Source organism: Vreelandella zhanjiangensis DSM 21076 (genome assembly GCF_000377665.1).
GTDB classification, from domain to species: domain Bacteria; phylum Pseudomonadota; class Gammaproteobacteria; order Pseudomonadales; family Halomonadaceae; genus Vreelandella; species Vreelandella zhanjiangensis.
Genome location: NZ_KB898646.1, coordinates 676,848 through 694,956, shown reverse-complemented (window position 1 = coordinate 694,956; position 18,109 = coordinate 676,848). Strand labels below are relative to the sequence as shown.

The 18,109-nt window shown below is 52.9% G+C and carries 15 protein-coding genes; 8 read left to right on the top strand and 7 right to left on the bottom strand.

Annotated features, from left to right (window positions below):
* The first annotated feature begins 8 nt into the window (after window positions 1-8).
* The gene (locus tag D467_RS0103040; protein ID WP_018916036.1) at window positions 9-1,079 is read left to right on the top strand and encodes a carboxysome shell carbonic anhydrase; all 1,071 of its coding nucleotides are present in this window, start codon (window positions 9-11) and stop codon (window positions 1,077-1,079) included.
* Here the strand turns inward: D467_RS0103040 and D467_RS0103035 are convergent.
* The 4 genes from D467_RS0103035 to D467_RS0103020 form a co-directional block, all read right to left on the bottom strand.
* Window positions 1,068-2,150, bottom strand: coding sequence for a tRNA-queuosine alpha-mannosyltransferase domain-containing protein (locus D467_RS0103035; RefSeq protein WP_018916035.1), 1,083 nt, complete (start codon window positions 2,148-2,150; stop codon window positions 1,068-1,070). The genes D467_RS0103040 and D467_RS0103035 overlap by 12 nt on opposite strands.
* A 27-nt stretch (window positions 2,151-2,177) precedes the next feature.
* On the bottom strand, window positions 2,178-3,185 hold the full coding sequence (locus D467_RS0103030; RefSeq protein ID WP_018916034.1) for an ArsA family ATPase: 1,008 nt from the start codon (window positions 3,183-3,185) through the stop codon (window positions 2,178-2,180).
* 80 nt (window positions 3,186-3,265) lie between these two features.
* On the bottom strand, window positions 3,266-3,568 hold the full coding sequence (locus D467_RS0103025) for a cory-CC-star protein (protein WP_018916033.1): 303 nt from the start codon (window positions 3,566-3,568) through the stop codon (window positions 3,266-3,268).
* Window positions 3,569-3,584: 16 nt separating this feature from the next.
* Complete coding sequence (locus D467_RS0103020) at window positions 3,585-5,261, bottom strand: carbon starvation CstA family protein (protein WP_018916032.1); 1,677 nt, start codon at window positions 5,259-5,261, stop codon at window positions 3,585-3,587.
* 260 nt (window positions 5,262-5,521) lie between these two features.
* Here D467_RS0103020 and D467_RS0103015 point away from each other — a divergent pair, with 260 nt between their 5' ends.
* The 5 genes from D467_RS0103015 to D467_RS0102995 all read left to right on the top strand — a co-directional run bounded on the left by D467_RS0103015 (window position 5,522) and on the right by D467_RS0102995 (window position 12,238).
* Window positions 5,522-5,896 (top strand): response regulator transcription factor, encoded by a 375-nt coding sequence (locus tag D467_RS0103015; RefSeq protein WP_018916031.1) that lies wholly within the window; start codon window positions 5,522-5,524, stop codon window positions 5,894-5,896.
* Complete coding sequence (locus D467_RS0103010; protein ID WP_018916030.1) at window positions 5,893-7,974, top strand: 3'-5' exonuclease; 2,082 nt, start codon at window positions 5,893-5,895, stop codon at window positions 7,972-7,974. The genes D467_RS0103015 and D467_RS0103010 overlap by 4 nt, the downstream gene beginning before the upstream one ends.
* A complete protein-coding gene (locus D467_RS0103005) occupies window positions 7,971-8,174 on the top strand; it encodes a hypothetical protein (RefSeq protein ID WP_018916029.1) in 204 nt (67 codons plus the stop codon). The genes D467_RS0103010 and D467_RS0103005 overlap by 4 nt, the downstream gene beginning before the upstream one ends.
* A 2-nt stretch (window positions 8,175-8,176) precedes the next feature.
* The gene (locus D467_RS0103000; protein WP_018916028.1) at window positions 8,177-10,906 is read left to right on the top strand and encodes a sensor histidine kinase; all 2,730 of its coding nucleotides are present in this window, start codon (window positions 8,177-8,179) and stop codon (window positions 10,904-10,906) included.
* Between the two features lie 111 nt (window positions 10,907-11,017).
* Entirely contained in the window at window positions 11,018-12,238 is a 1,221-nt protein-coding gene (locus D467_RS0102995) for an EAL and HDOD domain-containing protein (protein ID WP_018916027.1), read from the top strand.
* Between the two features lie 100 nt (window positions 12,239-12,338).
* On the opposite strand, the gene D467_RS0102990 is transcribed toward D467_RS0102995, so the two are convergent.
* The gene (locus D467_RS0102990) at window positions 12,339-12,662 is read right to left on the bottom strand and encodes an HlyU family transcriptional regulator (RefSeq protein ID WP_018916026.1); all 324 of its coding nucleotides are present in this window, start codon (window positions 12,660-12,662) and stop codon (window positions 12,339-12,341) included.
* Window positions 12,663-12,718: 56 nt separating this feature from the next.
* Window positions 12,719-13,939, bottom strand: a complete 1,221-nt coding sequence (locus D467_RS0102985) for an argininosuccinate synthase (RefSeq protein ID WP_018916025.1) — start codon at window positions 13,937-13,939, stop codon at window positions 12,719-12,721.
* 212 nt (window positions 13,940-14,151) lie between these two features.
* On the opposite strand from D467_RS0102985, the gene rnt reads away from it, so the two are divergent.
* Together rnt and D467_RS0102975 are read left to right on the top strand one after the other, a co-directional pair.
* Complete coding sequence (gene rnt / locus D467_RS0102980) at window positions 14,152-14,820, top strand: ribonuclease T (protein WP_018916024.1); 669 nt, start codon at window positions 14,152-14,154, stop codon at window positions 14,818-14,820.
* 127 nt (window positions 14,821-14,947) lie between these two features.
* Entirely contained in the window at window positions 14,948-16,207 is a 1,260-nt protein-coding gene (locus tag D467_RS0102975; RefSeq protein ID WP_018916023.1) for a 6-phosphofructokinase, read from the top strand.
* 87 nt (window positions 16,208-16,294) lie between these two features.
* Here D467_RS0102975 and D467_RS0102970 read toward each other — a convergent pair whose 3' ends face one another.
* Entirely contained in the window at window positions 16,295-18,013 is a 1,719-nt protein-coding gene (locus D467_RS0102970) for a bifunctional protein-serine/threonine kinase/phosphatase (RefSeq protein ID WP_018916022.1), read from the bottom strand.
* Window positions 18,014-18,109 lie beyond the last annotated feature (96 nt).

The window sequence follows — 18,109 nt, the reverse complement described above, 5'->3', positions numbered from 1 at the left end:
ATGCCCTTATGCCGATGCCGGCTACTCTGCTACATAACCAGCCCATTGAGCAGCGCATCGACGCTCTATTTGCATTATCCCGCCAGCACGCAGAACATTTCTGCAGTGCTGGCGCCTGGCTTTCGCGTCAGCGCTATCTGGCGCAGCATCCCACGTCCATCGTGGTCATGAAGTGCATGGATGGACGTATCCATATTCCTCACGCCACCCGCACACCGCTGGGTATCATTACCCCGTTTCGCAACCTTGGTGGAATTTTCGATTTAGGCTGGCCGTATCTCGGTGAGCTACTCACCGATACCGTCGTTGATGCCGCTAACGCTGGGCGGGGCACGTTACTGCTGATTACCTATCACTTTTCTCACGGCAATCAAGCGCGGGGGTGTGCCGGATTTGGTTGCGATACCCAGGCAGCCAAGGCGCACGCCTATGCGATTGCCCGCCAGGCGGGTCAGCTGTTTGGCGAAGACCACCAGCAGGTCTACCCGCTGGTATGCGGGTTTGAAACTGATAGCGACGCGTTGATACTTCATGGTCAGGATGACGCGGTTCTGGATATTCGCGAATGGGTCGGCCAGCCTATCGAAGCCCTGAGCGCTCATCTACAGGCCGTGTGCCCCGACATGCCCGCCGATATGCGTCGGGACTTGCTGCCTCTGCTTGAGGGTAATCTGGCTCACGTTAATGATCTGCACGGTGTTGAGCGTGAACTGGATATCGAACATCGTGAGTGGGCGATTTGTATCGGGCGTGGGTTCGACTTTTTACATTTGCCGAATACCGCACTCATTATTGGCCCTTACGGCCCCGACTTAGCCGAGCCGATCGGCACCGCTGCCACCATCATCGAAGCCAATATGCAGGCAGGCAGAATTCCCGATGACGGCTTTATGCTGCTGGCTTCAACGCCTTATCAGCATAGCGGCGTTGATCGCGCCCGCGCGATGTTGAAGTCACGCTTTTTATCTGACTTTGCCGAGCAGGTGATTCGTCGCGAGCATCCCGTTCTTGCTCAAAAAATGCGCCGTCACACGGCTGTCGTTCACTGGCCAACGCGGCGCCTTGACTCACTCGTCTGACGCAACGCCTGCAGTGTCCGGTGCAAGCAACGAACGATACGCCTCACGCCACGCAGACCACGCCCAAGCCTCGGTGTTTAAAACACCGGGGCGTGTTTCAGGGGTAGTAAGCCAGGCATGTAACCGCTGATAGAGACCTTCTGAAGTGCCATCGTAACGGTAGCTGTCAGTATATAGTTCAGGAAAGCATAGCCTGTCCGGCACTAACGGCAGAGCCCCCTGCTGGGCGGCTTCCATAATCGCCAGCCCCTGAAATTCATGCCAGGTAGTTGATACCACGATACCGGCGGTCACCAGGAGTTCACGGTATTCCTGCTCCGGCTGCGGCCCCCAAGCCACTATATGCGCTGCCAGCTTCTCCTGGGCGATATCAAAGATTGCTGGGGTTTGTCGAAAACGCTGGCCCAATACGGCTAGCTCAAAATCAACGCCTTGCTCACTCAAGGCGATTAACACATTAAAAAAATCGTCTGGGTTTTTGTCGTACTCCCAGCGGTGGTTCCACACAATACGCTGGGGAATCGAACCATTAGCGTTCGCTTCACCAATCGGCGTAAGCGGCACGGGCAGTACGTGGGCACGCGAGCACAATGCTTCAAGGGGCTTTGCGGCAGGCAGGTTTTCGGGCATTTTCTTTAGAAATGCGCGTACGCCAGTAAAGAAAGAGTCGCGATTATAAGCGGTGTTAAATACAACGGTATCGGCGGCAAGCGCGGCGTAGAGGTTTACCATCTTGGCCTCTACCTGGGGCATCTGGTCGCTGGACTCCGGGTAGGCAAACTGGTTTTCGTGAAAATAGACAATTTTCCTGGCCCGCCCCAAATGGGGGAAAAGCCCGATCAGCGTCGCCAGATCCACCATGGACGTTGCCAGCACCACATCATAGGGTTGGTTGAGCGTCTCATGCTCTTTTAGCCACCAGCTAAGCGGGTTACCGCGGATTCGCCAGGCAAAGTGACGCGGCGGTAAACTCAGCGTTTGCCACGCCACTTCAGGAAGATTAGCCATTAAACTGTCTGCCCAGTAACGGTGACTTACCGCTTCGTACGCCGAGAGTAGTAGAACGCGCATTAAAACCCTTGTCTTAAAAACCTGGCATTAAAAACCCTGATGCTCCAGCTTATCAGCCAGCGATTCTAACACGTCGATCCCTTGCACATCGGTCGCCAGCCAAGGCAGCGTGGGGCGAGGAAGATGCTTAAACAGCGTATCGATGCGCTCAAGATAGGTGGCCTCCTGAACGCGTCGGGCCTGCAAAAAGGCACCATCTGCCTCCCTGGGTATCACTCGATTAACCAGCACGCCCGCCACGTTAATCTTAACCTCTTCCAAAGCGCTGACGGCTCGCTGTGTCTCTAGGATGGGTAGCCGCTCGGGAGTCATCACAAATAAAAAGCTGCACGCCTTGGCATCTTCTATACGCCGCCGAGCCTGGTGAAATAGCCGTCGCCGATTAATAAGCGTTTCTGCCACTTCGCGAGTACGCTCATCCAGACCGGAAAGTGCATCTTCCGTGGGGTTGTCAAAGGGGGTGGCGACATCCTGCCCGCGTGAAGGCGTGAGATGCTTTAACACCCCGCTTAACTCAGCCGATTTTCGGTTGTGCGCCAGCAGTCCATCCGTCCAGGCTGCCATGGCTTCGGGCAGAGTTAAAAGGCGCAGCGTATGCCCGGTGGGCGCCGTATCGATAATTACCAGATCATACGGTGCGTCATCATCCAGAATCAGCCGAGCCAATCGCTCAAGCAGGGCCGCTTCCTGAGTGCCGGGGGACTGACGCGTGAGGCGCATTTGCCGCTCAAGCTCTTGCATCATTTCAGGCGCAGCGAAGCGGCGCATTTGTTGGGTGACTCTATTTAAATGCGCTTCAACCTCACTATCAGGATCTATTTCCATGGCATCCAGGTTCGGCAACAAACGGCGCGGCGTATCGCCTAACGTGCGATCAAACACATCGCCCAGGCTATGCGCGGGATCAGTTGAAACCACCAGTACGCGCTTATTGCGCCTGGCCGCAAGAATCGCCAAAGAGGCCGCGACGGTTGTTTTACCCACGCCGCCTTTGCCGCCTACCCACAGTAAGCGGCGGTTGAGAACTGATTGCATAGGCTACCTATTGGTAAGTTCATTTAGCTACCCAGCTATATGCTCATTTACTCAGGATGTATTAACCCCGAAATGACGCGTTAGCAGCAGCGAAAATGATCCAGCGGCGAATGCTCCATGCCCATTCGCGTATGCCAGTCGTGAAAACGCTCAAGCAACAGCGGTTGAAGCTCCAGCGTGTAATAGGACGCGGGATTGGGTACTCCCATCATTTCTGAAAAGACTAACAGCATGAACAGGTCATCTTCATCACGGCGCGCCCGTGCAATAGCCCCGCGGTAGCGCGCGCTATAGACCTCTTCGGTGAAAAAACGGGCCTGTCCTAGCCAGGCCCTCAACGTATCACGCTTGGATGACGGCGCCTTATCCGAGTCATCGCGCATTATGATGCCCTCTTATTTAGTCGCCTTGGGCCGCCATTTCAGCGCGCGAGCGTTTAAGCGCTGCGGCACACTCCATTGCAACCAAAATCGCCGCCATCAGCACCACAATATCCAGCACTAACAGGAACATGTTGCCCTGGTTCCAGAAGGTACGTAGCTGGATAAGAAGCGCCAGAATGGTCATGACCAGTAAGAAGCACAGAGGCGCCAGGGTGTACCACATGGGGCGCCGCAGGCGCACCAGCATAACGGTAATCACCAAGAGCGTTAAGCCGGCCAGCAGTTGGTTGGTGGTGCCAAACAGCGGCCAGATAATCAAGCCACCGGAACCATTCGCACCGCCGGCACCAAACGCCAGTAAGAGGCAGGTGCCAACGGCAAGTGCGGTTGCAAGCGAAGGTTTTTTCATCCATTGCTGGTTATAGATATCGCCCCACTCCTGGAAGATATAGCGCTGCAAACGTAAGCCGGTATCCATAGTAGTGCCCGCAAACAGCGCCGCCATGACGGTTAAAAGCGTCGCCGCGGTAGCTTGGGGTAGACCAAGGCCGTTATGGATGATAAATGCCCCACCTTCTACAAACGCGTTTACCCCGCCTTGGCCAAAGGCGCTGTACATGGCCTGCCAATCGCCAAATGTCGCAAACCCTGCTGTAGCTGCCAGAATAGCCGCTAGCGCCAGCATGCCTTCGCCTACCGCACCAAAGTAGCCCACAAACCGCGCGTCGGTTTCTTTATTGAGCTGTTTGGAAGTGGTACCTGAAGAGACTAACCCGTGAAAGCCTGATATTGCCCCGCAAGCAATCGTTACAAAAAGCAGCGGAATCATCGAAGGCGTACCGGCAGGCACATTGTCATTAAAGGCAGGCGCAACGAGCGTTGGGTTAAGCAGTACCAGCGCTCCATAAAGAATCAACAGGCCGATAAATAGCTGCAAACCGTTGATGTAGTCGCGTGGCTGCAGCAGCATCCATACCGGTAAAAGTGACGCGATGGCCGCATAGCCAAATAGAATTATGATCCAGATCGCATTACCCGACATCCCGGCAACTTCGGCTGGCATTTGTACGGGCACCATAGGACCAATGCCAATCAGCGCATAAAGAGCGATAACGCCTACTACAGATACCACCGCTAGGCTCATTATCCGCCGATAGATCAGCTGGCCAATGATCAGCGCCACAAAAATCGCTCCCCAAACCGGCACCACCGCACTGGGGAAATTCATCATCAACCCGGCAATTACCACGGCAAACACGGCATTGACCATGAGCAGCACAAGGAAAATCACGATCATGAAAATGCTGCGGGCCCGCTTACCCACCACATCGCCCGTCAAGGCGCCTACCGATTTGGCTTTATTGCGCACGCTTGCCCAAATAGCGCCAAAATCGTGTACACCCGCAAAAAAGATGGTGCCAAACACCACCCATAAAAACGCGGGTGCCCAACCCCATATCACTGCAATAGCAGGCCCTACGATAGGTGCCGCCCCAGCAACTGAAGTGAAGTGATGCCCCCAGAGCACGAAGCGGTTGGTCGGTACATAGTCGATGCCGTCTTCAAATTCATGGGCGGGTGTTTTGAAATCGGGGTCTAACTGATAGATCTTTTGAGCAATAAATTTAGAATACAGAAAGTACCCTAAAGCCATTGCCCCAAGTCCGACTAATAGCAGGATAACAGCACTCATATGCGCGGCTCCTTTGGTAATGATTGTTGTTGTTTATTAAAACCAAGGCACGAATAGGTGTTTCTGTTTACATGTTGGTACGGCTTCTTGAATACGTCTATGTCTAAATTCCTTTAAACCCCACTCTTCACCCAAAAGTCGTAAGCTGGCGTCCGCATTGGCTTTCTATTCGGCCAAGGTCGTCTTGGCTCACCCTGCTTGGCTATCTACACTCTTAGTGGTGTAGCGTATTTTAAATAACAACCGATTAGGTGGGCTCCATGGCAAAAGTGCTGGTGGTCGATGACGAACCGAACATTGTGCTATCGATCGAGTTTTTAATGGAGCAGGCAGGGTTTGAAGTTACCAGTGCAGCCGACGGTGAACAGGCACTTGAACAGGTAGCGACCCATACGCCAGATGTCGTGCTACTGGATATCAGCCTTCCAGGCATTAGCGGGTTCGATGTGTTAGAAGCACTGCGTAGCCGCCCGGCGACGGCGTTACTTCCGGTTATCATGCTCACGGCCCATGGGCGAGAGGTAGAGCGAGAGAAGGGATTTGCACTGGGCGCTAACGCCTACATTACCAAGCCGTTTTCAACCCAGGCGCTTGTCGATCAAGTGCAAGCCGTGCTGGCTGAGAAAACCTTATGACGCCCAAGGGGCTGCCCAAACGACAGCGCTTGATTGGCGCCTGGTTGTTGCTAAGCGCTTTTAGCCTGCTAGGCGGCGCTCTGTTTGCCGTATGGCTGGAAAGCCAATTGGAAGTTACCGGCGTCTATCAGCTGTTACTCTGGCTGGGGTGTTTTTCAGGTGGCGCCACAATATTTGCAATGGGTTTATTGCTTGAACGCATGCTGTTGAGCCCTGTGCGTCAGCTACAGGCGCAGCTCGCCCGCTTGGTTGCCAACCCTGATACTGAAGATTTCTCGCAACCCCAAGGCTGGCTGAAAGGACTAGCCCCGGACTTGCGCCGCGCGCAAGAGAGCTGGCAGTCAGACCGGCGCAGACTGCATAGAGCCCATGCGGACGGTGCCAAAAGCGCTACCCGCATTCGTAAAGAGCTTGAGGCTTTGCTTCAAGTGCTGGAAACGCCCCTTCTGCTTTACGATAGACACCGTCGTTTGATGCTTTTTAACCAGGCAGCTGAGCGCTTTTTTGCTGGTACGCCCAGCCTGGGTCTGGGTAAGCGGCTGGAAGCGCTGTTTCCACTGGCAAGTTTGCAACAAACCCTAAGCCAGCTGCCAGCCGATGGTACCCAGCGTGAACTCCTGGTGCCCTGTGATAACCGCTGGCTGAAAGTGATCATACGCCGCGTGCCTGAAAGCCAGGATGAAACGCTGATTACCTGTAGCGATGCGACCGCCGCCTGGGCAAACGAAAGGGGCGTTCGTGCAGAGCTTGCGAAAATGCTCACTCCGTTGCGCCAGCATACGGCAAGTCTGGTAACCGCCACCGACGCACTTGGCCAGCTGCGCCAGCACGATCATACAAGCGGCTCCCTTGCCCACCGTCTGGAGCAGGTGGCGAGTGAAGAAAGTATCGCCCTGAGTGAGACAGTGGCCAGGGTTGGCGGGCTTATCGAAGCCATACAGCAACAAGGCGAGCGTCTTACCTCCATATGGTCCAATGATTTCTGGCAAATGTTGGACGACTACCTGGACCCGGCCCACCGCTTGATTACCCCGATTGGGGTGCCTGCATGGTTTAAAGGCGATGCCCCGGCCCTCATGGCGCTGTTTAACTCGCTGGTTAAACACCTTAGCGATTATTTTAAGAACTATCTCAATGACAATATCAAGAGCAGCATTTTTGAGGGCGAAGTCTCTATAAGCTCCAAACATACCTACCTGGACCTTATATGGTTGGGCCCGCCAATACCCGAACGCGAACTTAACCAATGGCGCCAACAAATATTGGATGCGCTCCCTCTAAGCCCTAGCGCTGCCGACGTACTGCGTCAGCATGCCAGTGACGTATGGAGTATCCAGGACGCCGACGGTCAGCATGCACGCCTTCGCTTACCCTTGCCTTCCGTTGAGCAAAGTGAGGCACCGCGCGTCGTTACTCCCCGCCCTGAATTTCATGACTTTGGGATTGCCGATTTACCCCCTCCCGACGCCGCCTTGGCCAACCGCCCCTTACGTAGCCTGGAGCTGGTTATTTTTGATACCGAAACAACAGGGCTCGAGCTTCGCCGAGGCGATACGGTTATTAGCCTGGGCGCCTGCCGTATCGTCAACGGGCGCTTATTAGCCAGCGATGTTTTTGATCACTACGTTAACCCACAACGGCCGATTCCTGCGGCAAGCACCGCTATCCACGGGATTACCGACAATGATGTCATTGATGCGCCAGCCCTAACGCCCGTGCTGGCACGTTTTCGTAACTACATCGGTGACGCAGTGCTGCTCGCTCATAACGCCGCCTTTGATATGCTCGCTATTAGCCAAAAGAACGTTTTATTCGATATGCCCGTGTTGGATACCTTGTTAATTTCACGGGCATTAGATGAAGCACTCGACGGCCATGATCTGGATAGTCTGGTACAGCGCTACGGCTTAACACTGCCTCCGGGATTGCGCCATACGGCGCTGGGCGATGCGCGGGTAACCGGGGAGCTCTGGTTTGCTCTGTTATCCCGCCTGGAAGCGCGCGGTATTACGACGCTTGAGCAGCTACTGCACTTTCAAGCAAGCGCGTTTGACCGAGAGGATGCCAGCGCCTCATGAAGCCTTCAAACCCACGCTATCGTGAAAGGCTGTTGGTGCTGGTCATTCTGGCACTAATACTTTTTTGCCCGCCGTTGTTACTGGTGATCGACCGCCTTCCCACGTTAAGTATTGGCTGGTTACCGATGTATCTTTTTTGTAGCTGGGCCTTGATTATTGGCCTGACCGCGTGGCTGATGGAACCTACTACAAGGCGATAATCATGCGAACGGATGCGCTGATACTAAGTGCGGTGTTCGGTTATTTAGGGCTGCTGTTTCTGGTGGCGGCCTGGGGTGATCGACGCGCCGAACAGGGTCGCTCTATCATTAATTCGCCGACCGTCTACGCACTGTCCATTGCGGTTTACTGTACCGCGTGGACCTTTTACGGCAGCGTAGGGCGGGCAGCGCAATTTGGTCCAAGCTTTTTGCTTATCTATCTTGGGCCAACGCTTGCGATGATGTTATCACCATTTATCATCCGCAAGATGGTACGCATTGCCGCGCGCCAGCGGCTGACCTCCATCGCGGATTTTATTAGTGCGCGCTACGGCAAAAGCGTCGGACTTGGCGCGTTAGTGGCGCTCATATCGCTGATTACCATTACGCCCTATATCGCGCTGCAGTTAAAAGCGATTACGGTTAGCCATGCAGTGCTGATCAACTACCCCCAAAGCGCCGATTCGATCCTGTATAACGAGCGCTTCTGGATGGATCGGTCACTCTGGGTAGCCCTCGTATTAGCCGTATTTATCATTTTATTCGGCACCCGCCATCTGGACGCCAGCGAACGCCACGAAGGCATGGTGGCGGCCATTGCCCTGGAATCACTGGTCAAGCTGGTGGCCTTCTTAGCGGTGGGCATTTTTGTTGTTTTCATTCTGTTTGAAGGGCCAGGCGCGCTTTTTGCCCAGGTTGCCCAAACGCCTGCGCTAAGCCAATTAATGCAGTTGGAGAGTGTTCCGGGTGGAGCAACCGGCTGGGTGGGCATGTTACTTCTGGCCTTTTTAGCGTTTTTAACCTTACCACGCCAGTTTCAGGTGCTGGTGGTGGAAAATGTCGATGAGCAGCACCTGGCTCGCGCTAGCTGGCTGTTTCCCCTTTATTTACTGCTGATCAATCTATTCGTTATCCCCATCGCACTGGCCGGGTTATTACTCGATGCAGGAGACCCAGACAGTTTTGTGCTTACGCTACCGCTTTCTGCAGGGCTCGAAGGCCTTCCCCTTCTGGTTTTTATTGGCGGGCTTTCTGCGGCCACCGGCATGGTCATCGTCGAAACCATTGCACTTTCTACCATGGTCAGCAACCAATTGATCATGCCACTTTTATTACGCTCCAAAGCCCTGCATGCAGATAGCCGCGGAGGCCTTGCCAGATTGCTGCTAAGAGTGCGCCGGGTAGCCATCGTGCTTATTTTACTACTTGGCTATCTCTATCACGCGCTCATTGGCGATACCTACAGTTTGGTTACTATTGGGCTGGTCTCTTTTGTCGGCGCGGCACAGTTTGCGCCCGCACTTCTGATTGGCCTTTATTGGCGTGGAGCAACCCGGCTGGGCGCAATGTATGGGTTAATCGCCGGCTTTTTAATCTGGGGCTATACGCTGCTTCTGCCCGGTTTTGCTCAATCCGGCTGGCTGGATGCAGCGCTGCTCACCGATGGCCCGTGGGGAGTTGGCTGGCTAACGCCCTATGCGCTTTTTGGATTGGAAGAGTGGGATATCTATAGCCATTCACTCCTGTGGAGCATGCTCGTCAATGTAGGACTGTTAGTGGGAATTTCGCTATTTACGCGCCCCACCCCGCTTGAACAAACCCAGGCGGCATTGTTTACCGAGGCGCTACACCCCAACTTGCAAACCACGCCGCTCCAGCGCGGCCAAACCACCCAAGGTGCGCTGTATGAGCTGCTGGTTCGCTACCTGGGCTTTAAGGCTGCCCTGCGGGTTTTCTCAAAACGCACCCATAATTTTGAATTAACCCAGCCCCATCTACCCGCGTCGGATGACGTTATTATGCGCGCTGAGCAGGCGCTCGCGGGTTCGCTGGGCAACGCCTCGGCACGCATACTGATCAACTCGGTGGTAAGAGGTGAAGCGCTCGATATTGAATCGATCCTGAGCATGCTGGATACCACCACGCAAACGCTGGAATATAACCGTCAGTTAAAGCAGAAATCAGACGAGCTAGCGCGCATAGGGCAAGACTTGCAAAGCGCCAATGACCGCCTCCGTGAGCTTGACCGCTTAAAAGATGAGTTTGTGGCCATGGTCAGTCATGAGCTACGCACGCCGCTTACCTCCATTCGTGCGTTTGCAGAAATTCTCGCAAGCCATCAGGACATCCCAGAAAGCAAGCGGCAGCATTTTCTGCAAGTAATGGTATTAGAGAGCCAGCGCCTATCACGCCTGATTGATGAAATTCTCGATCTTGCTCGCCTGGAAAGCGGTCGCATGCCTCTGAATGCCGTGCCGCTAGATTTGGCAGCACTTGCTGATCATAGCCTTGAAGCCATTGCGCGACTTCAGGAAGAGCGCAACGTGAGTCTTACCGTCGCGATTGATGAACGGCCCGCCCGAGTCATCGGCGACCCCGACCGTCTGGAACAAATTATTATCAATTTGTTGGATAACGCCAGCAAGTTCGCCAACCAGGAAGATCCGCGCGTTTTACTGCATCTTTTTAAGCAAAATCAGCATATTTATCTTTGCATTGAAGATAACGGTGTGGGTATTGAAGAAAAGGAGCGCGAGCAGGTGTTTGAAAAATTCAATCAACTGCTGTCCGGCGATCAAACAACGGGTAAACGCCCAAAAGGCAGCGGTTTAGGACTCCCCATCAGCCGAGCGATCGCGACGCATTTAGGCGGCAGGCTTTGGGTAGAAAATGCCCAGGTATTAAACGGCGCGCGCTTTGTGTTAAGGCTTTCGGAGGCTGTTAACATATAAACGCTGTCTATTGCCATGATTTTGCTAATCTTACTAGCTTTAAATAGTACATTTAAGCTATTCTTTTACTAATTAACCTTTACCCAAAAATAGTTGTTCACGGAAGATCTGATGCAGAGTCAACAAAACCATTCTTATAATGAAAATAGCAACAATTATACTATTGCTATACAACCTATTGTTGACAGCAACTTACAGCATATAGCAGATGAACTACTGTATCGTTCGAACGACTCCTGCTATTCAGCCGAAATTGATGATGATGTTCAAGCAACCGCACGAGCATGTGCCGTTGCTATCTACGAAATTGGACTTGAAAACCTTTGCGGATCACGTCATCTTTTTATAAATGCATCTTATAAATGGCTCACCAACCCAGACTTGCACGGGCTCCCGAGCCAACAAATCGTTATTGAAGTACTTGAAAATACACCTGTTAATCAAGAAGTGCTCGAATCTTTGAAATTTCTAAAGCAACAAGGTTACAAGATAGCCCTTGATGACTTTGTATTAGATAAAAGCAATGAAAAACTATTGCCTTATTGCGATATCATTAAAATTGACATTTCAAACCCAATACAAAAAGAAGTAATTAAAGATTTGGTGTCTCAAGGTTTTACATTATTGGCCGAACGAGTAGAAACTCACAGTGAATTCAAGCTGTGTCAATCCTTAGGCTTTACCCTTTTTCAGGGATATTTCTACGAAAAGCCAAAAACTCAGTCGTCTAGCTCAATTAGACGTACTGCCTCTCGTGCTAATCAGCTGCAGCTTTTGGCCTGTCTTTATAGTGAGAAAGCTAGCTTAGCAAATATTGGCTCTTTAATTACAAGAGATCCTTACTTATTAAGCGCAGTATTTAAACGCGCAAATTCAGCTGAAAAAGGAGCCGCCAAACCTACCACCAAACTCATTAACTGCCTGCAAATGATTGGTTTAAAAGAACTTAGAACACTTGTTTCAATACTAATGTTAGCCAGCAATAGTCCCGCTAGCCGCTTAAACTTAATAAAAGCGTTAACAAGAGCTTTTGCATGCGAAATAGTGGCTGAGCAAAGACATCTTGATGAACAGGAAAGCTTTATTACAGGTTTATTCTCATTAATGCCTTCTATTTTAGAAATAGATTTAAAAGCAGTGCTAGAAGAGATATATCTAGGCAGAAAAATTGAAAATGCATTAAAAAAGCAAGCAGGACCACTGGGAGAGCTATTGCGAGATATCAATATCGCAGAGAAAAGCACTATGCCCAATGACTTCCCTGCAAATACAATGCTTAGAGCGGCTGCTCAGGCACGAGCACTGATTGATACTCATGCATCAACAGCCTAACGCTAGTGTTTTAGGCAGCTAATGCTAACTAAAAGCGACACATCGAAAGCAATTAGCGCGACTACTTGATCATACCTTCAAGCAAGCAGTCGTTTATTAACTAATGACTGGCCTGACGCGGATCGGGTTCAAAGATCGCTTCACCCACTTCATCAATGTAGCGCTGCGCTTTGGTCACCATCATGGCGTCACAGGCATCGCGGCTGGGTAGCATATCCGAGCGTTCAAAACGGTGTTCGCGGGGTTCTCCGCTATCGCTTGGCTGCTTGATCCATCCGCTGACGCGGTATTGGCCGCTTTGCTGGTCGGGCTGAGAAATAATTAAATAGCCTTTGTATTCCACCGGTTCAGCCGCTTTGACACCCGCATTAGGGGCTGCGTTACCTTCACCGCCAAACAGTCCTGAAAAGAGCTTTTTAAACATGCTGGCTCCTAGCGTTATAAAAAAAGCGGCAGGAAAACCTGCCGCTTTTAACGGGATTAGCTCTGCTGACGACCCTTGCCAGCGGCGATCCGTAAGCGTAAAGCATTAAGCTTGATAAAGCCTTCCGCGTCTTTCTGGTTGTAAGCACCGGCGTCGTCTTCAAACGTCGCGATGGACTCATCGAACAACGACTGCTCGGACTTACGTCCTACTACGGTAGCGTTGCCTTTGTAGAGTTTCATGCGCACAACGCCGGAGACGTTTTTCTGTGTCTCGTCGATAGCGGCTTGCAGCATGCGACGCTCGGGGCTCCACCAGTAACCGTTGTAGATCACTTCTGCGTATTTCGGCATTAGCTGATCTTTAAGGTGGGCTTCTTCGCGATCAAGTGTCAGCGACTCGATTGCCCGGTGGGCGCGCAGCATGATGGTGCCCCCTGGCGTTTCGTAGCAGCCACGTGACTTCATGCCCACATAGCGGTTTTCAACGATGTCCAGGCGACCAATGCCGTTGTCGCCGCCCACCTTGTTGAGCTTCTCAAGCACTTCGTGAGCTTTGAGAGCTTCGCCGTCGATCGCCACGATATCGCCTTTCTCAAACGTCAGCTCGACGTAGGTAGGCTGATCGGGTGCGGCTTCTGGCGACACGCTCCAACGCCACATATCGTCTTCGGCTTCGGCCCACGGATCTTCCAGAATGCCGCCTTCGTAAGAGATATGCAGCAGGTTGGCGTCCATGGAGTACGGTGATTTCTTCTTCTTGTTGGAGAAGTCGACCGGGATATTGTGCTCTTCGCAGTAAGCCATCAGCTTTTCACGTGAAGTCAGATCCCATTCGCGCCACGGCGCAATAACTTTAACGCCTGGCTTCAGCGCGTAGCCGCCCAGCTCGAAACGCACCTGGTCATTACCTTTACCCGTTGCACCGTGAGAAATGGCGTCCGCGCCAGTTTCATTGGCAATTTCAATCAAGCGCTTGGCGATCAGCGGGCGCGCAATCGACGTACCCAGCAGGTATTCACCTTCGTAGATCGTGTTGGCACGGAACATGGGGAAAACGTAGTCGCGTACAAATTCTTCACGCAGGTCTTCGATGTAAATTTCTTTAACACCCAGCGCCTGGGCCTTAGCACGTGCCGGCTCGACTTCTTCGCCTTGACCGATGTCGGCAGTAAAGGTCACTACCTCGCAGTTGTAGGTTTCCTGCAACCACTTAACGATTACGGATGTGTCCAGGCCGCCTGAATATGCCAGCACAACCTTTTTGACATCGGACATTCTTTGCTCCTTGTTTATGAAAGCAAGTTCACTAGAAAATGCAGCACCTAACTGCGTGCTGCATGTTTAAATAAACCCTGAGTATAGCGTTCTCTATGCCCAGCGAATACCGTCAACGACGCCTTAGGGAGAAAGCTGCTAGAATCACACCATTCAAGAGGCGGCTTGCTGCCCATTTTTGACCGATTACTCGCTTTACTAAGGAGAGCTGCATGAGCGAGGCAATTGCCCGCGAATTAATGGCCCAACGTTTTCGTAGTTATCTACCGGTTGTCATTGATTTAGAAACGGGTGGCTTCAATGCCCAAAGTGATGCCGTGCTTGAGATTGCAGCCGTCACGCTCACCATGGACCCAGAAGGTAACCTGCTGCCTGATGCGACCTACGCCTATCATATTAAGCCGTTTGAAGGCGCCAATGTCGAACAGTCCGCGCTGGATTTTACCGGCATCAATCTTGATGACCCATTACGACGCCAAGTAGCACTGAGTGAGTCTGAAGCATTAGGCGAAATTTTCCGGCCCATACGCAAATCGATAAAGGCCCACGGCTGCTCTCGGGCGATTTTGGTTGGCCATAATGCCGCCTTTGATCAAGGCTTTCTTAACGCGGCCGCTAACCGGTGCAACGTTAAACGTAACCCCTTTCACCCTTTCTCAAGTTTTGATACCGCAACGCTTGCTGGCTTGGTCTATGGGCAGACGGTGCTGGCGCGGGCCTGCCGCGCAGCGGGTATCGAATTTGATAATAAAGCGGCGCACTCTGCACGCTATGATACCGAGCGTACTGCGGAGTTATTCTGCGCCATGGTCAACCGTTACAAGGATCTGGGCGGCTGGCGTTTAGCCCAGCGCGAACAGGATCTGGACGACGGCGAATAAGCCGTTCGTTGGATGCAGCTACTATCGCTTTACGCTAAACTTCGCCACCTTGAGGCACCGGTAGTGAACGTATTTAACACTTTCCGAGTGCTCCACTTTTTCGCTTTTCAAGAGATGAGACGTTTCAATGGCTCAGCATAATGCCTTTTACGCCCAGTCAGGCGGCGTTACCGCCGTTATTAACGCTAGCGCCTGTGGCGTTATCGAAGCTTGCCGTCAGGCGCCCGAGCAAATTGGCAAAGTGTATGCCGGTCATAACGGCATCATTGGCGCGTTGACTGAAGATCTTATCGATGTAAGCCAGGAAAGTGACGAATCGATCGCTGCGCTACGCCATACGCCGGGCGGCGCATTCGGTTCTTGCCGCTACAAGCTGAAAGATATTGACACGCACCGCACGCAGTACGAACGTCTGATCGAGGTTTTTAAAGCCCACGATATTCGCTACTTCTTCTATAACGGTGGCGGCGACAGTGCCGATACCTGCCTGAAGATTTCCCAGCTGTCTGAAAAACTGGGTTATCCGCTGACCGCCATCCACGTGCCGAAAACCGTGGATAACGATCTGCCGATTACGGATAACAGCCCGGGCTTTGGTAGCGTTGCCAAGTATATTGCTACCTCTACCCGCGAAGCCTCACTGGATATCGCGTCCATGTGCGCAACGTCCACTAAAGTATTCGTACTTGAAGTGATGGGCCGCCATGCTGGCTGGATCGCCGCCGCAGGCGGGCTTGCCGGGGAAGGTGAAGGCGAGCCGCCGCATTTGATTATTTTTCCCGAAATTGCCTTTAACCGTAAAGCGGTGATGGCACGCGTCGAGGAAAGCGTTAAGCAGAACGGTTACTGCGTGATTGTGGTATCCGAAGGCGCGCGCTACGAAGACGGCACTTTCCTGGCCGATGCGGGTAATACCGATGCCTTTGGCCATCGCCAGCTGGGCGGTGTTGCGCCCACGCTTGCGGGTATGATCAAGCAGGACCTGGGCTATAAGTACCACTGGGCCGTCGCTGACTATTTACAGCGTGCAGCACGCCACCTGGCATCTAAAACTGACGTTGAACAGGCCTATGCGGTCGGCCGTGAAGCCGTGACGCTGGCCCTTGCCGGTAAAAACTCGATGATGCCGGCGATTCGGCGTGTTTCTCAATCGCCTTACCAGTGGGATGTCATTTCCGCACCGCTTTCGCAGATTGCCAACCAGGAAAAGTTTATGCCGCGTGACTTTATCAGCGAAAGCGGTTTTGCGATTACCCAGGCGTGTCGTGACTACCTCTCGCCGCTGATTCAAGGTGAAGACTTCCCGCCGTTTGAGAACGGTTTGCCCAAAGTGGCTAAGCTCAAGCTTGCCAAAGTGGAACAAAAACTCCCCACTTTCACGCTGTAAGCCAAGCGTATACCAAAACGGGCGATGATTATTTCATCGCCCGTTTTTTATGGTCAGCTATTTTATAACCGTTTTAATATAGCGGCCCTAACGTAGCAGCCACGACAGCACGAGTAGTAGTAATAATACGCCAGCGACCCCCTGCCAGAAATGACGCCGAGGCTCCGGGCGAGCTTCTTCGCGGGCGGGTAGACGACCCAGCGGTACGCGAAGTGCATGTAAAAACTCCGACAGACGCCTAAAGCGCAGCGCCCGCTGAGGATCCAGCGCGCGTCTTAACGCCTCGTCCAGCTCAATGGATATTTCTGGATTCTGGGCACGCGAACTGCGGTAGCTAAGCTCTTCCAGATCCGTATGGCTGCGTAACTTGTTCGGTGTGAATTGATAAGGCAACGCCCCGGTCAACAGCCAGTAAACGGTTGAGGCTAGGGAGTACTGATCGCTGCGGCGCCCAACGCTGTCACCCAGTGCATATTCAGGTGCGGTATGCTCGTTAAAACCGATTTGGCGCAGCAGTTCTCCCGATTGACGGTGGCCATCCGCTTCACGCATATGACATGCGCTGAAATCGTTCAGAATCAGCTTCCCATGCGTGTCGATCAAGATATTATCCGGGGTAATTTGCTGATGGATAATATCCCGGTGATGCAGCGCCTGAACGGCTTTGCCCAGCTGATTGGCAATATCGAGCCGCTGGACAAGGCTTGCCTGGGGATGCCTTTCGGCCCACTGGCGAAGCGTCTCGCCTTCCACATGCTGCATTAGATAATAAAGATAGCGCCGCGGCCTTGAAGGCTTCACCACTTTTACAATGAAGGGCGAATTGACCCGTTCAACGATCCATTGCTGAAGTAGAAAATGCTCCAGATAAGCATTACGCAGTGAAAGTTCGGGGCTAGGCGCCTTCATGACCATTTCACGTTCAGTATGTACATCCCGCACCCGGTAAACGCGAGACTGCGCATTGCGTGACAGCACGTCAATGACTTCCAGACCGTCTAAACGCTCACCGGGGGCAAGCTCGGGCGGAATCGGCAGATCGCCGTAAATCAGGCTTGGATCATCCGGTGACTCTTCGGGAAGCTCATCGATACGCACCAGTTGAAAACAGAACTGGTCACCCCCGTAGCCACGCTCCTGGGCACGCTGTTTAGCTTCACTGGCCAAGCGTTCGCAGGCGGCATCCAGGTCGCTGGCATCCTGACGAATCAGGCGCACATAATCCGAGGGCAGCAGCGTGCCGCGCACACCCCGCGTGGTAAACAGAAAAATATCCCCTTGCTTGAGTCCCAGATGGGTGTAGTCAATATCCACACTGCCATCCATTCCCAGCGCCCGGGATGGGTAGTGATAGCCGCCGATGTCGGTGACATGATCACGGCTTAGCTGCTCAAATTCAGCGCCGCGCAGGCGAAAGACCAACGTATCGCCCATATGAAACAGATGGGCTTCGCGCTGACGGAAGACCATGACTGACATGGAGGAAACAAAGCCACCCTCTTTTACATGCTGGCTTTGGCTATAGCACCAGCTATTCAGTGCGCGCAGCACGCGAGTTGCCGATGTTTTCGTGTCCCAGTGGTCAGGCGTGGAAAAGTAGTCTGCCAAAAAACCCCGCACGCTCAGGTCGCCCGCCTGTTTAGCCAGCGTATTGCGTGAAACGGAGTCGCTGATAACCGCGCAGCCCCCTTTAACTTTCAATATCGGCGCATCAGGGAAACGCACCGACATGGAGCTGCGATGCAAGCGCCTGTCAGGAGCCACAAACGCTTGACCATAACTGATTAGCAACTGGGCATGCCCCACTCATCCTCCTTGGCTAACCGCTCAGCATGAATTTCACAGCCGCTATAATACACGCAACGACCTCAATGCGATGCCCAACTAACGTCACGTTTGGGT

Excerpts from the sequence above, each read along its gene's own strand:
- D467_RS0103040 (WP_018916036.1), top strand. The coding sequence starts at position 9 with ATGCCGATGCCGGCTACTCTGCTACATAACCAGCCCATTGAGCAGCGC.
- D467_RS0103035 (WP_018916035.1), bottom strand. The coding sequence starts at position 2,150 with ATGCGCGTTCTACTACTCTCGGCGTACGAAGCGGTAAGTCACCGTTAC.
- D467_RS0103030 (WP_018916034.1), bottom strand. The coding sequence starts at position 3,185 with ATGCAATCAGTTCTCAACCGCCGCTTACTGTGGGTAGGCGGCAAAGGC.
- D467_RS0103025 (WP_018916033.1), bottom strand. The coding sequence starts at position 3,568 with ATGCGCGATGACTCGGATAAGGCGCCGTCATCCAAGCGTGATACGTTG.
- D467_RS0103020 (WP_018916032.1), bottom strand. The coding sequence starts at position 5,261 with ATGAGTGCTGTTATCCTGCTATTAGTCGGACTTGGGGCAATGGCTTTA.
- D467_RS0103015 (WP_018916031.1), top strand. The coding sequence starts at position 5,522 with ATGGCAAAAGTGCTGGTGGTCGATGACGAACCGAACATTGTGCTATCG.
- D467_RS0103010 (WP_018916030.1), top strand. The coding sequence starts at position 5,893 with ATGACGCCCAAGGGGCTGCCCAAACGACAGCGCTTGATTGGCGCCTGG.
- D467_RS0103005 (WP_018916029.1), top strand. The coding sequence starts at position 7,971 with ATGAAGCCTTCAAACCCACGCTATCGTGAAAGGCTGTTGGTGCTGGTC.
- D467_RS0103000 (WP_018916028.1), top strand. The coding sequence starts at position 8,177 with ATGCGAACGGATGCGCTGATACTAAGTGCGGTGTTCGGTTATTTAGGG.
- D467_RS0102995 (WP_018916027.1), top strand. The coding sequence starts at position 11,018 with ATGCAGAGTCAACAAAACCATTCTTATAATGAAAATAGCAACAATTAT.
- D467_RS0102990 (WP_018916026.1), bottom strand. The coding sequence starts at position 12,662 with ATGTTTAAAAAGCTCTTTTCAGGACTGTTTGGCGGTGAAGGTAACGCA.
- D467_RS0102985 (WP_018916025.1), bottom strand. The coding sequence starts at position 13,939 with ATGTCCGATGTCAAAAAGGTTGTGCTGGCATATTCAGGCGGCCTGGAC.
- rnt (WP_018916024.1), top strand. The coding sequence starts at position 14,152 with ATGAGCGAGGCAATTGCCCGCGAATTAATGGCCCAACGTTTTCGTAGT.
- D467_RS0102975 (WP_018916023.1), top strand. The coding sequence starts at position 14,948 with ATGGCTCAGCATAATGCCTTTTACGCCCAGTCAGGCGGCGTTACCGCC.